Here is a 19,631-nt window from a genome sequence, read left to right as displayed (position 1 = left end):
ATCTAAATTTAACAGCAATAGCTCCCCTAAGGGGGGAGCTAAACCCAATCATGGTTATGAGCTGTTAAGTGGTTTGTTTTGCCGCAGATGCAGAGCTACCAACTGATGCGATTATTACCAATGCAATTGCTAGCCATTGCCAAAATGTTAAAAGCTCACCCAGTATCATAAACCCAGCCATAGCTGCAATCGCGGGTTCTAAACTCATCATAATACTAAATCCTTGTGCAGGCATATTTCGCAGGGCAACCATTTCAAGTGTATAGGGTAATGCGCTAGACATAATTGCTATTAATATACCTAAAGGTATTACTTCCAAACTAAGTAAGCTCCCTCCTTGATGAAAAGCGCCATAAGGTACCAATACAATTGCAGCTACACTCATCCCTAACGCAACCGTCATTCCGCCTGAGCCCTGATTCCCTGTTTTTTTGCCAAATAAAATATAGCCAGCCCAACAAGCACCAGCGCCCAGAGCTAAAATTACGCCGATAGGATCTAAACTTTCTTCACCGCTCATATCCGGTAATAATAAAATGATGCCAGCAATAGCACAGGCAACCCAAAATAAATCACGCTTACGTCTTGATGACAGCAAAGCCACTGCTAATGGGCCTGTAAATTCAAGGGCAACGCCAATACCAAGGGGAATGCGCTCAATGGCGTAATAAAAGAGAATATTCATTCCACCCAGACTTAAGCCATATATCACAATCGGTATACGTTGACCGATTGGCGGAAAAGCTCGCCAAGGGCGAAATACTAAACACAAAATAAAAGCAGAAAAACCTAACCTTAATGCGGTGGTGCCTTCAGGGCCGATCAGTGGGAATAACTGCTTTGCTATAGAGGCACCAGATTGAATGGTAACCATAGCAAGTAGGACACACACAACGGCTATAAAAAATGGAGGAATAGCTCGAAACATATTTAGATACAAAAAGTAAAACTGACGATGTGCAGAGTGTACAGGCTCAGGCAGGAATTTAATATATTTGCGACTAGTGTAGAGGCATTAACTCCCCCTCTAATCGTAAAAGCAAAATTTACATTTTAGGTCATTGGTAATAACAAGTTTAATTATTGGTTGACAATTAATTGCGGTGTTATTAATCTGTGTCTTACACCTTGGTTTACCAGTTTTGTTGTGCTGGTATGTTGCTCGTTGTATATATAAATTTTAAAGTAGGTATCAATGCTGATTTATTGCATGTTGCAGCTAACATTATCGAGAAATTCAAATGAATCCATTTGAATGGCATTTTCCTACAAAATTGGTATATGGCCCTGGTCGACTTGATGAACTGGGTATAAACGCGAAAAACTATGGCCAAAAAGCGATGATTGTCAGTTACGCTCGTGGCAATGGACTCGATAATACACTTGAGAGTATGCAGAGCTCGCTACAAGCGGCGGCAATTGATTATGTTGTTTTTGCAGCCATAGAGCCTAATCCGCGCTCTAATACGATTGATAAAGCAACTGCGTTATTTATTTCACAGGAATGTGATTTTGTTATTGCGCTAGGTGGTGGCAGTGTTATTGATGCTGGGAAATATATCGCGGCTACCGCGTTTTCAGGCGGCAGCTGTTGGGATTACATTATGCAGGCAGGTAAAGCACCAAAGCGCTTTTTAGGTGCGTATCCACTCATTGCCATACCAAGCATTGCAACCGTCGGTTCCGAAGTTAATAGTACAGCGGTGGTGGTAAATTCACGCACCCATGAGAAGGGGATAACGCAAACTGACGTGTTTTACCCGACAATGGCACTTGTTGATCCACAAATACATACTTCAGTGCCGCTTAGACTGACTCAAGATAGCTGTATTAGTATTTTTTCAAGCTTATTAGCGAGCTATTTAGTTAGCACAGATGAGTCTGAGTTTGCAGATAGGCTCACTGAAAGCATGATTTTATGTCTTAAAGATAGCACTGAACAAATTATATATGACATCGATAATGATGCCGTTCGTGGTCAGCTAGCACTGTGTGCTATTTTTGCAGGTTCCGGCGCTCAGGCTCAAGATAAGTTGACCAGAATGCCATTACAGTGTTTAGAAATGCCATTAAGTGCTCGTTATGATTTACCTTGCGGTAGGGGGATGGTGGTTTTAATTGTGGCTTATTTAGCCTTTTTCGCTGATGCAATGCCAGCACGTTGGGCCAAGTTAGCACGACGTTGTTTTGCAGTAACTGAGCCAGATGACTTGAAAGCGGCAGCCATGCTATCTCACGAGGTTGCTAAGTGGTTTAAAAGCACTCACTCCTATTTAACTTTGGGTGATGTAGGTATTCCAGATGAAAAATTTGATTTGATGGCAGAGGATGCCATGCGGTTATTTGCTAATGCAGGAGAACTGGCTGCGCTAGGTAAGCGCTGTGTCACTAAGCAGGATGTAATTGATATTTATAACTTATGTAAGTAGTTAACTTGATTCTTGCACATACTATAGTTTGTTTTAAGGGTTCCTCTCACATTAAATCCTTTTGACAACACTGATAGTACGAGGAAACCAAACCCCCGTTAAGGGGGTTTTTTCTTGCTAAATTTGGGTAATTTGATTCGCTTGATCTTTTTAACCTAAGAGGAGGTTAATCAGCCTGTATTAATTTACAGACTGGTTTTAACTAGGCCGTCTAGTGAATAAAGGCCGCGCTTTTCACTATTTTTGCGTTTAATTTCTTCCAGTGCACGTGCTTCAACAGCGTCAAACAATGCATTAATCAAACGATTAAAGTGCTTGTGCATTGCTGTGCGAGCCGCATTGGCATCATGATTAAGCAGGGCTTGATAGATAGCGGTATGCTCGTCCATAACGCAAGCATCATTGTTAGTACATACACTTTTATAATCAGCTACGATCTGCGGGTTCGTTAGGCGCAGCTCCCATAAGTTTGCAACGGCATATTCAAGTGCTTTGTTACGTGTTGCACGAGATATGATTTCGTGAAACTCTTGGTCAGCTTTTTCTACATAACGCCCTTCAGCCATATCAACAAGCGTTTGATGAAGTTGCTCAAGCTCATCTTCTGTGATTGTTTGTGCTGCTAAAGCGGCAATTTCACCTTCAATTAATGCGCGGGCTTGAGTAAGCTCAAATGCACTGATGTCACGTGATTTAAATGCCGGCTCAGGGGTGTCTACAACGTAAACGCCAGAACCTGTTTTAACTTCAACTTTACCACGCACCTCAAGTGCTATAATGGCTTCTCTAATTGTCGGACGGCTTACATCAAACATTTCTGCAAGTTCACGTTCCGGGGGTAAGCGGCTGCCTGCAGAGAATTCCCCTACATTGATTAAAGATTCAACTTTATCGACAATGCGCCAAAATAAGCGACGATTTCCCATATTTTACCTTTATTGCTCTAATTTTTAGTAGACCAAGCGTCAATACCCTAGATTACAGTAAATTCAGCTGTTATGTCAAAATCCCTAAGGATGTTATTACCAAAAATAGTACTTCTTTTTGGTAATTTCAAACTGTATTACCAATTTATTTCAAAATAAAGTAATTGGTCATCTTGATTGGTCAGTTTTCGTGTGTTAGTTTTGTGTTACTTCTTGTTATGATTTTATACACTAAGTTTTACTAAATCATAGGATGTCGGCGAGGAATAATTCACTAGTTGCAAACAGTTGTGAATAAAAATTAAAAGACAATTTCGGAGACAACATGAAAAAACACACAATTAAATTAGCGCAAACAAGCGCGCTAGAAACTCATTTCATTACCACTGATAGCATTCATTACATCAGGTCCTTATCCAGACTTTAAATTATTGCCCCATAAGGTTTGTAGTTAGCTGTGCTTTTCATTAAGCCAAATAAAGTAAATAAGTCACAAGGGTTGTTTACTGTTTTACAAGTAATAAGGATTTGTATGTCTAGTTTTCATAAAAGCAAGATAGTAACGCGTAAATTATTAGCCACTTCTGTAGCACTAGCTACCGCGTTGTCTAGCCAGATGTTGTTTGCCAAAACTTACCTAGTCAGTGACGCTGAGGAATATAGCAAAGTCGCAAATAATCTAGTGGCAGGGGACGTTGTCACATTGAAAAATGGTACATGGAATAACTTTGAAGTGTTATTCAGTGGCCAAGGTAAAAAAGATAAACCGATTACGTTACAAGCACAAACCAGTGGAGAAGTTATTCTCTCTGGTTTATCTAACCTACGTTTAGCTGGCGAGCACTTAGTTGTTAAAGGCCTTGTGTTCAAAGATGGTTACACTCCGACAGGTTCAGTTATTTCATTTAGAAGAAATAAAAGCGAATACGCAAATAACTCACGTGTCACAGAAGTTGTTATCGATAATTACAGCAACCCAGATAAACAAGAGTCTGATTATTGGGTTGCTTTGTATGGTAAAAATAACCGTTTTGATCACAGTTACCTAGCAGGAAAACGCAATAAAGGCGTGACCATGGCAGTTCGCTTAGATGCTGAGCAAAGCCAGCAAAATAATCACCGTATCGATCACAACTACTTTGGTCCACGCCCAGTGTTTGGCTCAAACGGAGGGGAAACCTTACGTATTGGGACTAGTCATTATTCATTAACTGACTCGCTGACGGTTGTAGAAAATAACTATTTTGAACGTTGTGATGGTGAAGTTGAAATTATCTCAGTGAAATCTGGCAAAAATACACTTCGTAATAATACCTTCTATGAATCGAGAGGCACACTAACCTTACGCCATGGTAATGGTAACATTGTTGAGAATAATGTGTTTTTTGGTAATGGCGTAGATCACACCGGTGGTATTCGTGTGATCAATAAAGACCAACTTGTACGTAATAATTATTTAGAAGGGTTAACAGGCTATCGTTTTGGTAGTGGTTTAACGGTTATGAATGGGGTGCCTAACTCATCGATTAATCGCTATCACCAAGTTGATAATGCGACAGTTGAAAACAATACATTGGTCAATGTGAGTCATATTCAATTGGCTGCAGGCAGCGATCAAGAACGCTCAGCCGTGCCAGTAAATAGTGTTATGCGCAACAACTTAGTATACAACCAAGAATCAGCTGATGTGTTCACTGCATTTGATGATATCAGCGGCATTAAGTTTAGTAATAACTTAGTGAGTAAAATGGTTAAGCCAATTACAGACTCAGGCTTTACTCGCGAGTCTATTACAATGAAGCGTGCGAGTAATGGCTTAATGTATCCAAGCGACAACAAGGATTTTGGTGTGTCAAAGGATTTACAGCCAACGCTTAAAAGCCAAACAGGTCCTAAATGGTACGAGAAAAAGCCTTTAACAACAGAGTTTGATTCAGGCCAAAGCCACCTAGTTAATAACGCTGAAGGCGCATTGTTTAACGCCGTTAAAAATGCAAATGACGGTGATATTCTTGTTCTTAAACCGGGCCAGTATGACTTAATGAAAATAGTGAATATTGATAAAACACTCACTCTTCGTGCGCAAAAGGTCGGCAGTGTTGAACTGACATTTTCACGTTCTACACTCTTTGAAATTAATAATGGCGGTAGCTTAAAGCTTGTTGGCTTGACTATTTCAGGTAAAAATAGCCCAGACTCTACGGGCAATAAAGCAATACGTACAGCTAAATGGGGAATGTACTATAACTACCGTTTACTTATTGATACGGTAAAAGTAACCGATTTAGATATTAATCATTCATTCCATTTCTTTGATTCTGGTAAAGGGGCATTAGCTGAAGAAGTTAATATCACTAATAGTCAATTTCATAATATTACTGGCGATATTTTACGCTTAGATAAAGAGTATGAAGACTTAGGTATTTATAACGCTGAATATGTCACGATTAAAAATAGCCAGTTTAGTGATGTAAACGGAGCCGTCGCTAAAGTATATCGTGGAGGCACTGATGAAAGTACTTTTGGCCCACACGTCACTTTAACAAATAATCAATTTAGCAATGTGGGCAACGGTAAACGCAATAAACAAAATGCTTTGGCTTGGTTGCATGGTGTGCAAGTTACTGACATTCAAGGTAATGAGTTTGAAGGCACCGCGGGTATTTTAGTAGAACATACGGTTGGTGAGCCAAAAACTCTTATTAAAAATAATGTTTATAACAATTCTAAGCAGCCAAAAATCGTTGAGCTTTATGCCAAGCAATTAAGCGGCGCTGAAACATATGTAGTTAAGAGGTAGTTATGGCGCTTATTCCATCATCAAAGTTCACTTTAAAATCATTGTTACTGTCGTCTAGTTTGTTGGCGTCTTCATTAAGCTTAGCAAGTGAGCACCCTAATTTGGTGCTTACGCAAAACGACGTGGCAGATATGCGTAAAGCAATTACGCAACCAAGTTCATTTGCTGAACGTTTTCACGCCGTAAAAGCTAAGTTAGATACGCAATTAGCTCTGCCTATTACAGTACCGCTGCCTAAAGATGCAGGGGGGGGCTACACCCATGAGCGTCATAAAGAAAACTATAAATTGATGTATCAAGCAGGGGTTATTTATCAATTAACAGGGGAGCAAAAATACGCTCAATATGTTCGTGACATGTTACTCGAATATGTTGATTTGTATCCTAAAATAGGTTTACATCCGAAGCAGAAAAATCAAAATCCAGGTAAGCTTTTTTGGCAAATTTTAAATGAAGCTGTGTGGCTAGTTCACACTATTCAAGCCTATGATGCCGTAGCGAGTGCTTTATCAAACGATGAACAGCAGCGGATCGAAGACGGAATATTAAAACCGGTTGCTGCGTTTTTATCTACAGAGTCTCCGGGCACATTTGATAAAGTTCATAATCACGGTACTTGGGCAACAGCCGCGGTTGGCATGACAGGCTATGTTCTTGATGAGCAAGAACTAGTTGAACAAGCTTTGTATGGTTTAGACAAGTCAGGAAAAGCAGGTTTTTTACGTCAAGTCGATGAGTTATTTTCACCGCAAGGCTATTATACTGAAGGGCCTTATTATCAACGCTATGCGTTGTTACCTTTTATTACGTTTGCAAAAGCAATAGAGAGTAATGAGCCGCAACGAGATATTTTTGGTTATCGTGATGGCGTGATTTTAAAAGCAATTAAATCGACAATTGACTTAAGTTATAACGGCTTATTTTTTGGTATTAATGACGCAATAAAAGATAAAGGGATTGATACCATCGAGTTAGTTCAAGGTGTGACAATCGCTTATGGCCTTACAGAAGATCCGCAATTGCTCGATATTGCAAAGCGCCAAGAGCAAATTGTGCTAACTGGTGATGGCTTAAAAGTTGCGAATGCAATAGATGCCAATATGGCTCAACCTTATCAATTTACTTCAAAAGAATTTGGTGATGGCAGTAGCGGTCAAGACGGCGCGTTGGTGGTGCTACGTGCCGGGGGAGAAAACGATCAAGCATTGGTGTTCAAAGCGACCTCTCAAGGTATGGGACATGGACATTTTGATAAGCTCAACTGGATCTTTTACGATCAAGGCAACGAAGTTGTTACAGATTATGGCGCAGCGCGCTTTTTAAATGTTGAAGCTAAGTTTGGTGGCCGTTACCTACCAGAAAACAACTCATTTGCTAAACAGACCATTGCTCATAATACCGTTGTCGTTGATGAAAAAAGCCACTTTAATTCAAATGTGACAACTGCTGAAAAGTATGCGCCTACAGTGCATTACTTTATTGATGATAAAAACCTTAAATTAACCTCGGCAAGTATTGATACTGCGTATGAGGGAGTCAATCTTACTCGCACAATGGCATTGTTAACGGTTGATAAAACCATGCCAAGCCTTGTCGTCGATATCGTTGATATTGCATCAGAACAGTCGCATAAATATGATCTTCCCGTGCAATACAGTGGCCACTTTATTGATAGTAATTTTGCCATTGATAACAATAGCCAACAGCGTCGCCCGTTAGGCAAAGCCTCAGGGTATGAACATTTATGGTTAACGGCAACAGCTAAGCCTGAATCTGACAATACTAAAGTGACTTGGCTTAATAGCAATGGCCGCTTTTACACGCAAACAAGTATTGCTGGCGATGATACGCAACTATTATTCACGCAAACCGGTGCTAATGATCCCGACTTTAATTTACGTAATCAAAGTGCATTTATTCAACGGGTTGAAAATGCAAAGAATCATCAATTTGTCAGTATTATAGAACCGCATGGCGAATATAACCCAAGTAAAGAGTATACATTGCAAGGTACCAGCCGAATTAACAAACTGGTAAGTGAACGAGTCGGTGAAGTACAAGTTATTGAAATTAATTTTGTAAATGGCAAAACTAGCTTACTTGCTATTAACCAAGCTAAAAATTTATCTAAGCAAGCATTTAGCTATCAAGGTAAAAAATATACCGTCAGTGGCCGTTACTTACTATTGCAATAATTAAAATTATAAAGCCCTAATAAGCCATTGTTAGGGTCTATTAACACAATAAATCGTCTTAACGACTAAAGGAAACATAATGTTATTTTCAGAATATATGGCTGGTCAAAAATTATTACCGATCATCCAAACAGGTTGCCCAAAAACCGGTGTTGCTATTACAAAGGCAATGCATGAAGGTGGTGTTAATTTGGTTGAAGTGGTATTACGCCACGATACGTCGTTAAGTGTTTTAAGCGCAATTAAAGAAGCATTCCCAGACTTAAAAGTGGGGGCGGGAACTGTGATTGATAGTACAATTTTAGCCGATGCACTAAAAGCTGGCGCTGATTATATTGTTACACCCGCAGTAACGCCAAAGCTACTTGAAGCACTGGTTGATTGCGGTGTGCCTGTGTTACCTGGTGTGTCTAGCACCTCAGATATAACCCTAGCTCGCGAAGCTGGCTTTAAAGAAATGAAGTTATTCCCCGCGAATTTAGCCGGTGGAATCGCGTTTTTAAATACCGTTAAAAGTGTTTATAGAGATTGCCAGTTCTGCCCAACTGGTGGTATCAATGAAAAAAATGTTGATGAATTTCTAGCATTAAGCAATGTATTTGCAGCGGGCGGCACGTGGGTGTCGGCGCAACAATGGATTGATGATGAAAACTGGCAAGCAATTACCGCAGCTTGCCAGCAAGTCGATTAACAGCGTTTCCCTGAGGCGTTAATTTTGTTGTCGGTTAACGCCTTATTTATCTGCAGGATAAACTACGCCTAGTTGTTTTCTAGCTTGATCCAACACGGCCATAACATCGCAGGCTAATTGGTGACTGTTGACCGTCGATTCACAATGATTTTGTTCAGCGGTTGCAATAAAATGGGCCACTTCATGGCGCATAAAGTGCTCATCAAAAGGCTGTGATAACTCTTCGATTGTTCCATCGTTAGCTATAAACTGAATTCGCTTTAACAACGATACAGCTTCAATTCTGATCCGTCCCTTTTCTCCTTGTATTTCAGTGATGTTATCGCCTTGAGATATTTTTGAATAGCTGATCACCGCTTGTTTATCACGGTAGTTTAGTAATACATCACCAGCGCCATCAACGCCTGTATCAAGTAATACGCCACTGGCTTGTACTGATTGTGGTGCGCCCCAAAGTGCAATTAAGATATACAAAGGGTAAATACCGAGATCAACCAATGCTCCATTTGCAAACTCGGGTAAAAAGGTATTTGGGCGCTCACCATTTTTATATTTATCGTAGCGTGAAGAATATTGACTGTATTGACCTATATACTTACGAGGCGTGCCGATTTTTTTTAGCGCTTGTTTTAAAATCGCAAAATTTGGTAGATGTGTGGTCATCATTGCTTCCATGTACAAACATTGCTGTTGTTTAGCGGTTGCAAGTATTTGCGCTAATTCTGCACTGTTGGCGGCAGACGGTTTTTCACCAAGTACGTGTTTATTGGCTTTCAAGCAAGCAATTGCATATTCTTTATGCAAGCTATTTGGGGCCGCGATGTATACCGCATCAACGTTTTCATCGGCGCAAACTTGCTCAATATCAGTAAATACTCTGGCTTGATCTTCGTTATGCTTAGCTAAGAAAGCTTGGCCGCTAGATACTGCGCGAGAGCACACTCCATACAATCTAAACTCAGTGAGAGTTTGCGCTGCTGTAAGTAGCGTATCGCTGATAAAGTTAGTGCCAACTATTACAAAATTCATAATCATTTCTCAGTATAAAAGTTTGTTAGCCATTGTTGCCAATCATCTTCTAGTGATTGCATTTGGCGATGTTTTTTACCATTAAAGTGTTTTTGTTTATCTTCGTCGAAGCAAAATGGCCCGGCACGGCATAGCGCACAATGGTTATCGTTTAAATAGCTTGGATACGTAAGTTTGTCTCGTAGTTTAGTATCGTCGTCTGGGCTAAATACGTAGGTTATTCCACTGGTATCTTTAACATGTTTATCTCTATCCACATTACGAATTTTATAACCAGGGAATTGGTTTATAGCAAACGGCATTTGTCCGATATAACTCGCGTTTAGCCTTTGTACTAAACTGCCTTCGATATTCCAGTGAAGGTACGGTTTTACATCTTTGGAGGTAATGTAACACAGCTGAGGCCCCGCCTTATCAAGGGCATAGTCACATGCATGTTTGATAAATTGATGCAGCAGTGCACGGTTTAAGGTATTTGGCTTCACCTGTTGTTTAAAAGTGGACTCGCTTTTAAATGCAGGAATAAGTGGGAACTGAAATATAACAACATCGAATTTTTGCAGCCCCAGACGCTGCCAATCAGATTCTTTAGTGACATCAAATTCGGTTAATATAGTGACACCTGCATCCCTTAGCGGAGCGAGGGCGTTTTCGCTATATTTAGTTTCAAGGGTGGTTTGACTATCATAAGTAGAAGCGACTAAAGAGCGCGGCTTGCATGCATCTTTTAGTGCATGTGAAAATGATAAATCGCCATCACCAACTGTAAGAATTCGCCAACGAGGGTTTAAATACATTAATTAAATCATTGCTATAACTATATATGTGTGAGTATATCAAATATCTTAATTGACTGCTGTGTTGCGGCTTGTTTTCGTTGTTTTATCTTCATACATGCGCTGATCGGCTTTATGTATTATTGCATCCGTGTCTTCGTCGGGATTTAAATTCGCATAACCGATACTCACTCCCATGCCAAAGTCATGCATAAAACGACAAAGATCATTGCGTACTAACTCAATGTTTAGCTGTTTATCATTACAAAAGGCAACAAACTCATCTCCGCCTAAGCGAAAGCAATTTTCAGCTGAGAAATGAGCACAAAGGCGTTTGGAAAAATCAATGAGGATTTCATCGCCACATTGGTGGCCATAAGTGTCATTTGCATGCTTAAAATTATCTAAATCAAAGTAATAGACACGGTAATAATGAGACTTAAGTTGCTCGAAGCGGGTAAAGCATGCACGCCGGTTACCCAGTGACGTTAACTGATCATGGCTTGCTTCAAATGCTAATTTTTGCTGTAAAACCTGACTGGCTTGAATCTGTTCGTTCAGTAATTTAATTGTTTTACGTTTGTCTTTAATTAATAAAATGAGTCCGGCGCAGGTTAAAATAAACCCTATGTTTTTTAAGGTGGTATCAAATAATAGTAAGGGTAAAAATTGTGTGTCGATTAAGTCATCAAGTAAATCAAATAACAATCCACAATTATAAATAATCCATGCACCTATAAGCAGCTTATTACTGATATAGGCATATACTTGCAGAGTGAGGGATATTGAAATACCTGCCCAAAACAATTCTTCAATCGTGTCTTGGTTAGGCGACTCAACCTTGAGTAATCCGTAAATACAAATAAACACAATCGCCCATATAACCGCTATCCAATACGGGTGCTTCATTTAACCGCTACCAAAAATCATTAATACTTATAGGTATAGCAGAATATAATCAATACGTTAATTTCCTGAGTCAATTTTTGCGACCGGGCACAGCGCTAAGCGAGTTTTGAGGCCTTCAATTGCAATCTGTTTAAGCAGTAAATTAAAGGTAATTAATACTGCAAAAACAATATGAACAGGGCCATAGGTAAAGCCTTTACTGGGATCAAAGATCATCAGGCCAAACAATAAAAATAATACCACTAGAAAAATTTCAATCAGCTGGTTGGAGTAAAATGACAGTCGACCTTCACCCTTACGGTCTTTTTTAATGTGAATAGCACAAAAAAATGGCAGCACTTTTATTTTAAATAAGCCGTTTTTCTCAACATAGTTTTCACCTAGTTGATCGAGCTTCTGGCGTAGTTGGTCTATCATGCTAACTCCTTAAATTGGGAGGCGCAATAGTACAATAATCGCGACTTTTACACCACAAGGTGAACTTATTTAGGGTATACACTCAAGCCAATGACCAATATATGGCATACAAATACCACTGAGGTGAGCACAAAGCGCATTTTTTGGTAATCAACATGATAGTTTTGCCATTGGGGTGATGACTTTTCAAATAGCAGTACTAGCCAAAAGCTCACGGCTAACCAAGCAATCATCCATTCGGTAGGCAAGAAAGATAAAAATGCAATGGGGATCACGGGAATAACCGCTTTTAATGCATTGCGATAACTTTGTTCTCCAGCTCGCCATTGATTACCCGCCATAAAAGCGAGAATGGCAATACTATAAAAAATGAAAAACTCAATATTAACGCTATTACTACCCAATAAAAGTGGCCAAGCGACACAGCCTAAAAAAGGCAGAAGCCCGAAATAGCCTAATTGAATATGGTTAATAAACTTGTTCATTGTTTTGCCTGTTGCAGTAGTAAGTAGAAATTGCTTGGGTAAGTATACCATTGTACGAGTGAAAACGATCGCTTTCGACTTTGTTGAGGTGAAATGACTTACGCTGTCATTTGTGTTGTTATTAGGTAAATATATTGTTACATTGTAAATTCCCTATTTGGGAACTAACAAAATTATTTTACCAGGGGATGCTATGACATTCAAAAAAACAATAATAGCGACGGCATTAACGCTTATTGCTAGTACTGCTTATGCAGACTCATTTGGACCCGATCAGCAATTAATGCAACTTGATCCATTAACGGTTCAACAATGGCATTTAAAAAATACAGGACAAACAGGCTTTTCACACTCAGGAGGTATTGCAGGGCAAGATTTAAATCTAGACTTTTCAAGTTTAATGGGAATTAAAGGTCGTGGTATTACTGTTGCTGTGATTGATTCTGGAGTACAAATAGATCACCCAGATTTAGTTACAAATGTTGTTCCAGGCTCTGTTAATTTAGTTGATGGATCTGACTTTCCGACAGACTTTAATGGCCATGGAACATCTGTTGCAGGGCTTATTGCTGCAACGGAAGGTAATGGTATTGGTGGACGTGGCGTGGCCCCATTAGCTAACCTTGTGGGCTTTAATTTTTTAGATTCGCAATCTTTATCTAGTTGGTTAGTATCACATGGTTTGTCAGAGGATTTTGCTGCATTAGATCGTTTTACCGATCCGCGCGTATTCAATCAAAGTTATGGTAGTACACCACCTATTCCTGTCAATGGTGATATTACTAACAATCCGACGCTTGCGCTTCAAGAGCAAGTAATGGAAGACATTAGTTTAAACAGCCATTGGGGCCGTGGTGCACTTTATGTTAAATCAGCGGGTAACTCTTATCAAAGTTACAATGCAGTGTATGCTGGTCTGCCTATTTTAGTATTACCTTATGAAAATAATACATTTTTTGATAATCAAGGTTTACCATTTCATAATGCTAATATTACGAGCGATAACACGAGCTTCTGGAATGTAGTCATCTCGGCATTAAATGCTAATGGTGAACTGGCATCGTATTCATCTGTTGGTGCTAATGTGCTCTTATCAGCTCCAGGTGGCGAGTTTGGTACGGCTGCTCCAGCGATGGTAACTGTTGATTTGTCAGGTTGTGATCGTGGTGGAAACAGCACAGCAACGCCAAGTGAAAATACCTTACATGGTGGCAGTGACCTTGACCCTAACTGCGACTACCTTGGTACTATGAATGGTACGTCGTCGGCAGCGCCTAATACCGCAGGTGCTATCGCAACAGTTATGTCAGCCAATCCAGCGCTTGATGCGCGTACTGTTAAGCATATTTTAGCTACCACAGCACGTAAAACAGATGCAGACCATCCTGGTGTAGATTTACAGTTCGAAAACATCCACGGTGAGCAAGTTACATACAATGCAATTCCTGCATGGCAAACTAATAACGCGGGTTATGCTTTTCATAACCATTATGGCTTAGGTGCGGTTAATGTTGATGAAGCTGTTTATAAAGCTTTGTTTACAAGTGCTTCGCTCCCTGAATTGCAAATTACAGATTGGCAACAGCAAGTCGCGGATGTTGAAATCCCTGACGCCACAGTTGCTGGTGCTCAGAGCACAATGCATATAGTGAGTGATTTAACTGTTGAAGCTGTGCAAGTTAAGTTAAACATTGATCATCAGCGTATTCGTGACTTAGGTATTGAGCTTATTTCACCTGCGGGCACACGTAGTGTTTTAATGAGTGCTCGTACTGGCTTTTTAGCTGAAAATAACGGTGGTCACACAGATTCAGTAATGCTAAGTAATCATTTCTATGGCGAGAATGCGCAAGGTGACTGGACGTTAAAAGTAATAGATACCGATAAAGGTACCAGTCAATCACTCATCTTTAATTCACAAATAGGTATTATTGGTTTTAAAGGTCAAAACAACAGTGTAAATGGCGTAATCAAAGATTGGTCAATGCGTATTTACGGGCACTAAGATAGGAGTTTATTATGAAAATAACATTACTAGCCTTGGTATTTACAGGCTTATCAAGTAGCGTTTTCGCGACTGTGACTACTGAACAATTAAGCGGCCTAAAAATTAAATCAGCCCCAGTGAAACAAGCGGGGCAAAAAGTTGTGATCAATGGTGAGCAATTTACTAAACAACTTACTAAGCAAGCCCAAACGATTTCTCTAAAGCGCAGTGCTCGCTCGTTAGCAGCGACAGTAGTTAAAGGCGATATCGTAACTGCTGAAAATGGGTTTAATGAGTATCAAGTAACCGGTGAGATAGTTGTTGAGCTGAACACCAATAGCGACGTGCAAGCACTTGCAAAACAACATAACTTGTTAATAAAACAGGCTTATAAAGATTATTATGTGTTAGTCGATGAGCATGGACGAGACTTGAACCAATTAGTTACCACACTAGCCGGTTTGCAACAGATTAAATCAGCTAATATTGATCTACGTGATACGAGTTTAGGTATTCAATAAAAACCCTAAGGTTTTTAAGAAGTAAAAGCATAGCAAAAGTTTTGCTGTGCTTTTTTATTTAGGTTTTCACTACAATCTTAAAAATCGATTGTTTTAATCTAAACAATCAATTTTATTTAATTTCTCATAACCCTTATTGTATTAATCAAGCCAACGCAGAGGACCTTACTAACGAAGAGGCAGTGTTGAGTAACTTAAATACTTTTAAATATAAATGAGGAATACTATGAGCACTTCATTAATTAACACAAAAATCCAACCTTTTAACGCAACTGCATACCACAATGGTGACTTTGTAGAGCTATCTGAAAAAGATGTACTTGGTAAGTGGTCAATCTTCTTCTTTTATCCTGCAGATTTCACATTTGTATGTCCAACAGAGTTAGGTGACCTTGCCGATCACTACGCACAACTGCAAGAAATGGGTGTAGAAGTATACTCAGTATCTACTGATACACACTTCACTCATAAAGCATGGCACGATACCTCAGACACGATTGGTAAAATCAACTACCCAATGATTGGTGACCCAACAGGTCGTATCACTCGTAGCTTCGGTGTAATGATTGAAGATGATGGCTTAGCTCTTCGCGGTACATTTGTAATGAACCCAGAAGGTGAAATCAAAGTGATTGAAACTCATGATTTAGGCATTGGCCGTAGCGCTAAAGAACTAGTACGTAAAGTTCAAGCAGCTCAGTACATTGCAACTCATGACGGTGAAGTATGTCCAGCTTCTTGGCAGCCAGGTGAAGAAACACTCGCTCCTTCACTAGACCTAGTTGGTAAAATCTAAATTACCAATTTGTAGTAAAACTACATAAGCGCTGCTTTGTGTGGCGCTAAATCCCCACTACACAACGTTTTAAGCACATTAGCATGTAATGTGTAGTGGGTTCCTTATGCTGAAAACAAGGGCAGTAACATGTTAGACAACAACATTAAAAACCAATTAAAAAGCCACTTTGCATCGCTTACTCAACCTGTTGAGCTGCTTATCGCCTTGGATGACAGCAAAAAATCAACAGAAATTGAAAGCTTAGCGAACGATCTTGCAAGTTTGAGCAATCAAATTACAGTAATCAATAACCCTGATAGTGACGTTCGTCGTCCTTCAATGGTTGTTCATTCAGCGATAAAAAATACCCATATCACCTTTGCCGGTGTGCCGATGGGACACGAATTTACAAGCTTAGTGTTAGCACTTTTACATACTGGCGGACATGCAAGTAAAGCTAAAAGTGAAGACATTGAGCAAATACAATCTTTAGGTCAAGAATTAAACTTTGAAGTATACATAAGTTTAAGCTGCCAAACGTGCCCGCAAGTTGTGCAGGCGCTTAATACTATGGCGGCAACAAACAGTAATATTAAAGCGACCATGATTGACGGTGCGTTATTTCAAGATGAAGTTGAAGAGCGCAATATCTTAGCTGTTCCAGCAGTGTACTTAAATGGCGAACCGTTTAGCCAAGGTGCGGTTAGCTTGACTGATATTTTAAATAAAGTTGACACTAAAGGAGCCGCTCGTCAAGCCGCAGCTCTTAGCGAAAAAGATGAGTTTGACGTACTGGTTGTGGGCGGTGGTCCTGCAGGTGCATCTGCAGCTATTTATTCAGCGCGTAAAGGTTTAAACACGGGCATCGTTGCGGATAGATTTGGTGGGCAAGTGGCTGATACTTTAGCTATTGAAAACTTTATCTCAATTAAAGCCACTGAAGGGTCAAAATTGGTGGCTCAGCTTGAAGAGCATGTTAAAGAATACGACGTTGATGTAATGCATAATCAACGTGCATCAAGCCTAGAGCGTGGCAGCAATGGCTATGAGATCACTTTAGAGAACGGTGCGACTTTAAAAGCGAAATCGCTAGTACTGGCAACAGGGGCACGTTGGCGTGAAATGAATGTACCGGGTGAGCAAGAGTACCGTGGTCATGGTGTAGCTTATTGCCCACACTGTGATGGTCCACTTTTTAAAGGCAAACCCGTAGCTGTTATTGGTGGTGGTAACTCTGGAATAGAAGCTGCGATTGATTTAGCCAATATTGTTGAGCATGTCACTGTGCTTGAATTTGCTGATACTTTACGTGCCGATGAAGTTTTAATTCGTAAAGCTAATAGTTTGAGCAACATCACGATTATTAAAAATGCGCAAACAACAGCGGTGTTAGGTGATGGTAAAAAAGTCACGGGTTTGAGTTATACCGACCGTGTTTCAGGTGACAGTAAAGATCTGAACTTAGCAGGTATTTTTGTACAAATAGGCTTAATACCAAATACTGAATGGCTAAAAAATTCAGAGCTTGAGCTTAGTCAATTTGGTGAGATTTTGGTTGATGCTAAAGGTGCAACATCGCTACCTGGTGTGTATGGTGCAGGCGATGCAACTAATACACCATTTAAGCAAATCATTATTGCAATGGGCAGTGGTGCAACAGCAAGCCTAGGTGCATTTGATTACTTAATACGACACAGTGAACAAAACAGCGACGCTGCTTAACTATGTTTTAGTTAAAAATCTCTTGATTTAACAGCCATACACCCATGACTGTTATTCTCCAAAGCTGCCCTCTCCAAAGGCAGCTTTTTTCGTGCTTTAAAATAGGCACTTATGTTATATTTTAAAGCATAATTGCAGAGGTTTATTGGAGAAGTGCATGTACCAAGGAAGTTGTTTGTGTAAAAAAGTCGCAGTACAAGTTGCAGGGGCAATTGAGAGTATTATTCATTGTCACTGTTCGCTATGTCGCAAGTCTAGCGGCACTGCGTTTGCCACCAATGGCTTTGTTAACCGCGCTGATTTTAAAGTCATTCAGGGTCAGGATAGTTTAACGGCTTTTGAATTTAAACCGGGTCGTATTCGCCATTTTTGTACAGCGTGCGGCAGTCCAGTCTACAGTGAGAATCTCGATGACAGAGCGCGGTTGAGGTTACGTTTAGGCATCTTAGACAGTGACATTAATGAACGGCCGATTAGTCATAACTTTTGCAGCTCTAAAGCAAATTGGGAAGACTTTGATGCACAGCTACCGCATTATAATGGTTTTGAGCCTAATCGTTAATCATCACTTACTGGTATTTAGCTGCACTGATAAATTCATCAAAACTTTCGCACCACACAATCACAGTATTAAAATCAGCTATATTAATGCCCTGTGGCACATCAACTAAAAATCCATCAAAGGTATTAACACTTGCAACCCGAGTGAAAGTACCTTTATAAGCTAAAAAGTCGGTTTCGTTATCAATAAAGCGATCGGCTAAATAAAGTTGGTAGTCGGGTCCTGGGCTTAACTCTCCAACAAATGAAATAGCGCTATTCGATAAACGAACTTGGCCTTGGCCATAGTGCAGTGCATCTGAGCCTGCTAAATCTCGTTTGAATTCACCACTGAATAATGCACGTTGTGCATGATTTGCAAGTTCTAATTGGCTAGGCGACGCGGGGGCAGTAAGAATAGGTAGCGCATACATACCCGCTGCAAATCCAAATAAAAAAATCACGGCGTAAGATAACAAACGAATTAAACGATGAACCATAGCTAACCCTTATTGTAGTTGAAATGCCTTTCTAGTTGATAAACTTAAACGTTGTTCTTTTTCACCAAAATAGTGTTGATACAAGCTTTCAAACTCGCCACTTTGCTGCATTTTTATAAGCCCTTGTTGTAGCAATGTAATCAGTTGCTTATTTGCTTTATGACTGTAAAAAAAGTATTGATTGGTGTAATGCAGCATGATTGTTGGCTCTACCATTAGGTTTAAATGCTGTTGCTTAGCAACCTCCGCTTCAATTGCTGAGACTGAACGAGGAAAATAGTCACCAAGTTTTGTCTCTAATGCTTTTATCATACTTCTATAACTTAGTTCACCATTTACTGTTAGGCCATTTCTTTTTAACACTTCAAAATCAGACCAACTCTGTTTTTGTAACGCAATAAGTGGTTTGAGATCATCTAAGGTGTTGATGCTGGCAAACCGCTGTTGCTGGTCTTTATTAATCATCAATAAACGCTTGCCATGTAAACCTTTGTATATAGGCAAGGTAGTGTGTATGAGGTTTACAGCTGAATTCGGCTTTATAGATAACCATGCTAAATTGATACTGGTGTTTTTATCGAGCTCTTCTGCAATCCTTTTTTTATTCATAGGTTCAACAGAATAAATAAAATTTACTGTTCTGCCGACTTTGGCAAAACTTTGAGTTAACAGCGCATGAATATATTGATTAGTTGGAGAGTCAACAACACTTGGTCTTGCTAAATGTAAATTAACTACCGCCTGTTGGGCGATTGCACTGTGACAACTAGATAGTAAAAGTATGATAGCGTAATTTTTTATTAGTTTAGGTAACATGGCTAGCTACTTAGTTTGGTTAGTAAATCTACTATAGCAAAAAACATTATTATTAATGCTGTTTATTCTAATATTTAAGGTAGAAAATTTATTTCGTATTATACTAGTTT

18 protein-coding genes are annotated in these 19,631 nt (G+C 39.7%); 9 read left to right on the top strand and 9 right to left on the bottom strand.

Annotated elements, in window-relative coordinates; all coding sequences use genetic code 11:
• Positions 1-64: 64 nt before the first annotated feature.
• Positions 65-928: an EamA family transporter gene (locus NQT69_RS11300; RefSeq protein ID WP_256827773.1), complete on the bottom strand. Its 864-nt coding sequence runs from the start codon at positions 926-928 to the stop codon at positions 65-67.
• Positions 929-1,241: 313 nt separating this feature from the next.
• On the opposite strand from NQT69_RS11300, the gene NQT69_RS11295 reads away from it, so the two are divergent.
• Entirely contained in the window at positions 1,242-2,429 is a 1,188-nt protein-coding gene (locus tag NQT69_RS11295) for an iron-containing alcohol dehydrogenase (protein ID WP_256827772.1), read from the top strand.
• 185 nt (positions 2,430-2,614) lie between these two features.
• On the opposite strand, the gene NQT69_RS11290 is transcribed toward NQT69_RS11295, so the two are convergent.
• A complete protein-coding gene (locus NQT69_RS11290; RefSeq protein ID WP_256827771.1) occupies positions 2,615-3,355 on the bottom strand; it encodes a FadR/GntR family transcriptional regulator in 741 nt (246 codons plus the stop codon).
• 532 nt (positions 3,356-3,887) lie between these two features.
• On the opposite strand from NQT69_RS11290, the gene NQT69_RS11285 reads away from it, so the two are divergent.
• The 3 genes from NQT69_RS11285 (at position 3,888) to eda (ending at position 9,041) form a co-directional block, all read left to right on the top strand.
• A complete protein-coding gene (locus tag NQT69_RS11285; protein WP_372823073.1) occupies positions 3,888-6,155 on the top strand; it encodes a chondroitinase-B domain-containing protein in 2,268 nt (755 codons plus the stop codon).
• Positions 6,156-6,157: 2 nt separating this feature from the next.
• A complete protein-coding gene (locus tag NQT69_RS11280) occupies positions 6,158-8,350 on the top strand; it encodes an alginate lyase family protein (RefSeq protein ID WP_256827770.1) in 2,193 nt (730 codons plus the stop codon).
• A 76-nt stretch (positions 8,351-8,426) separates the two neighbouring features.
• The gene (gene eda, locus NQT69_RS11275; protein WP_256828064.1) at positions 8,427-9,041 is read left to right on the top strand and encodes a bifunctional 4-hydroxy-2-oxoglutarate aldolase/2-dehydro-3-deoxy-phosphogluconate aldolase; all 615 of its coding nucleotides are present in this window, start codon (positions 8,427-8,429) and stop codon (positions 9,039-9,041) included.
• A 42-nt stretch (positions 9,042-9,083) separates the two neighbouring features.
• Here the strand turns inward: eda and NQT69_RS11270 are convergent, their stop codons facing one another.
• The 5 genes from NQT69_RS11270 to NQT69_RS11250 form a co-directional block, all read right to left on the bottom strand.
• Positions 9,084-10,070 carry a Gfo/Idh/MocA family protein gene (locus tag NQT69_RS11270; protein ID WP_256827769.1) on the bottom strand — a complete coding sequence of 329 codons (987 nt, stop codon included), beginning with the start codon at positions 10,068-10,070 and terminating at the stop codon, positions 9,084-9,086.
• A gap of 2 nt (positions 10,071-10,072) precedes the next feature.
• Entirely contained in the window at positions 10,073-10,867 is a 795-nt protein-coding gene (locus tag NQT69_RS11265; protein WP_256827768.1) for a class I SAM-dependent methyltransferase, read from the bottom strand.
• A 48-nt stretch (positions 10,868-10,915) separates the two neighbouring features.
• A complete protein-coding gene (locus NQT69_RS11260) occupies positions 10,916-11,755 on the bottom strand; it encodes a GGDEF domain-containing protein (protein ID WP_256827767.1) in 840 nt (279 codons plus the stop codon).
• Positions 11,756-11,812: 57 nt separating this feature from the next.
• Positions 11,813-12,172 carry a hypothetical protein gene (locus NQT69_RS11255; protein ID WP_256827766.1) on the bottom strand — a complete coding sequence of 120 codons (360 nt, stop codon included), beginning with the start codon at positions 12,170-12,172 and terminating at the stop codon, positions 11,813-11,815.
• Positions 12,173-12,237: 65 nt separating this feature from the next.
• Positions 12,238-12,657, bottom strand: a complete 420-nt coding sequence (locus tag NQT69_RS11250) for a DUF3429 domain-containing protein (RefSeq protein WP_256827765.1) — start codon at positions 12,655-12,657, stop codon at positions 12,238-12,240.
• Positions 12,658-12,850: 193 nt separating this feature from the next.
• Here NQT69_RS11250 and NQT69_RS11245 point away from each other — a divergent pair, with 193 nt between their 5' ends.
• The 5 genes from NQT69_RS11245 to NQT69_RS11225 all read left to right on the top strand — a co-directional run bounded on the left by NQT69_RS11245 (position 12,851) and on the right by NQT69_RS11225 (position 18,227).
• Positions 12,851-14,662 (top strand): S8 family peptidase, encoded by a 1,812-nt coding sequence (locus NQT69_RS11245; protein ID WP_256827764.1) that lies wholly within the window; start codon positions 12,851-12,853, stop codon positions 14,660-14,662.
• 14 nt (positions 14,663-14,676) lie between these two features.
• Positions 14,677-15,165 carry a hypothetical protein gene (locus NQT69_RS11240; protein WP_256827763.1) on the top strand — a complete coding sequence of 163 codons (489 nt, stop codon included), beginning with the start codon at positions 14,677-14,679 and terminating at the stop codon, positions 15,163-15,165.
• 226 nt (positions 15,166-15,391) lie between these two features.
• Positions 15,392-15,961: an alkyl hydroperoxide reductase subunit C gene (gene ahpC, locus NQT69_RS11235; RefSeq protein ID WP_256827762.1), complete on the top strand. Its 570-nt coding sequence runs from the start codon at positions 15,392-15,394 to the stop codon at positions 15,959-15,961.
• A 129-nt stretch (positions 15,962-16,090) separates the two neighbouring features.
• Positions 16,091-17,665: an alkyl hydroperoxide reductase subunit F gene (ahpF, locus tag NQT69_RS11230; protein WP_256827761.1), complete on the top strand. Its 1,575-nt coding sequence runs from the start codon at positions 16,091-16,093 to the stop codon at positions 17,663-17,665.
• A gap of 157 nt (positions 17,666-17,822) precedes the next feature.
• Complete coding sequence (locus NQT69_RS11225; RefSeq protein ID WP_256827760.1) at positions 17,823-18,227, top strand: GFA family protein; 405 nt, start codon at positions 17,823-17,825, stop codon at positions 18,225-18,227.
• A gap of 7 nt (positions 18,228-18,234) precedes the next feature.
• Here the strand turns inward: NQT69_RS11225 and NQT69_RS11220 are convergent, their stop codons facing one another.
• Together NQT69_RS11220 and NQT69_RS11215 are read right to left on the bottom strand one after the other, a co-directional pair.
• Entirely contained in the window at positions 18,235-18,705 is a 471-nt protein-coding gene (locus NQT69_RS11220; protein ID WP_256827759.1) for a DM13 domain-containing protein, read from the bottom strand.
• Between the two features lie 9 nt (positions 18,706-18,714).
• Positions 18,715-19,521 (bottom strand): transporter substrate-binding domain-containing protein, encoded by an 807-nt coding sequence (locus tag NQT69_RS11215; protein ID WP_256827758.1) that lies wholly within the window; start codon positions 19,519-19,521, stop codon positions 18,715-18,717.
• Positions 19,522-19,631 lie beyond the last annotated feature (110 nt).

The organism is Pseudoalteromonas shioyasakiensis, from assembly GCF_024518675.1.
Classification (GTDB): Bacteria; Pseudomonadota; Gammaproteobacteria; order Enterobacterales; family Alteromonadaceae; genus Pseudoalteromonas; species Pseudoalteromonas shioyasakiensis_B.
Note: the sequence above shows the minus strand (reverse complement) of the source record. Positions and strands in the feature narration are given on the sequence as shown.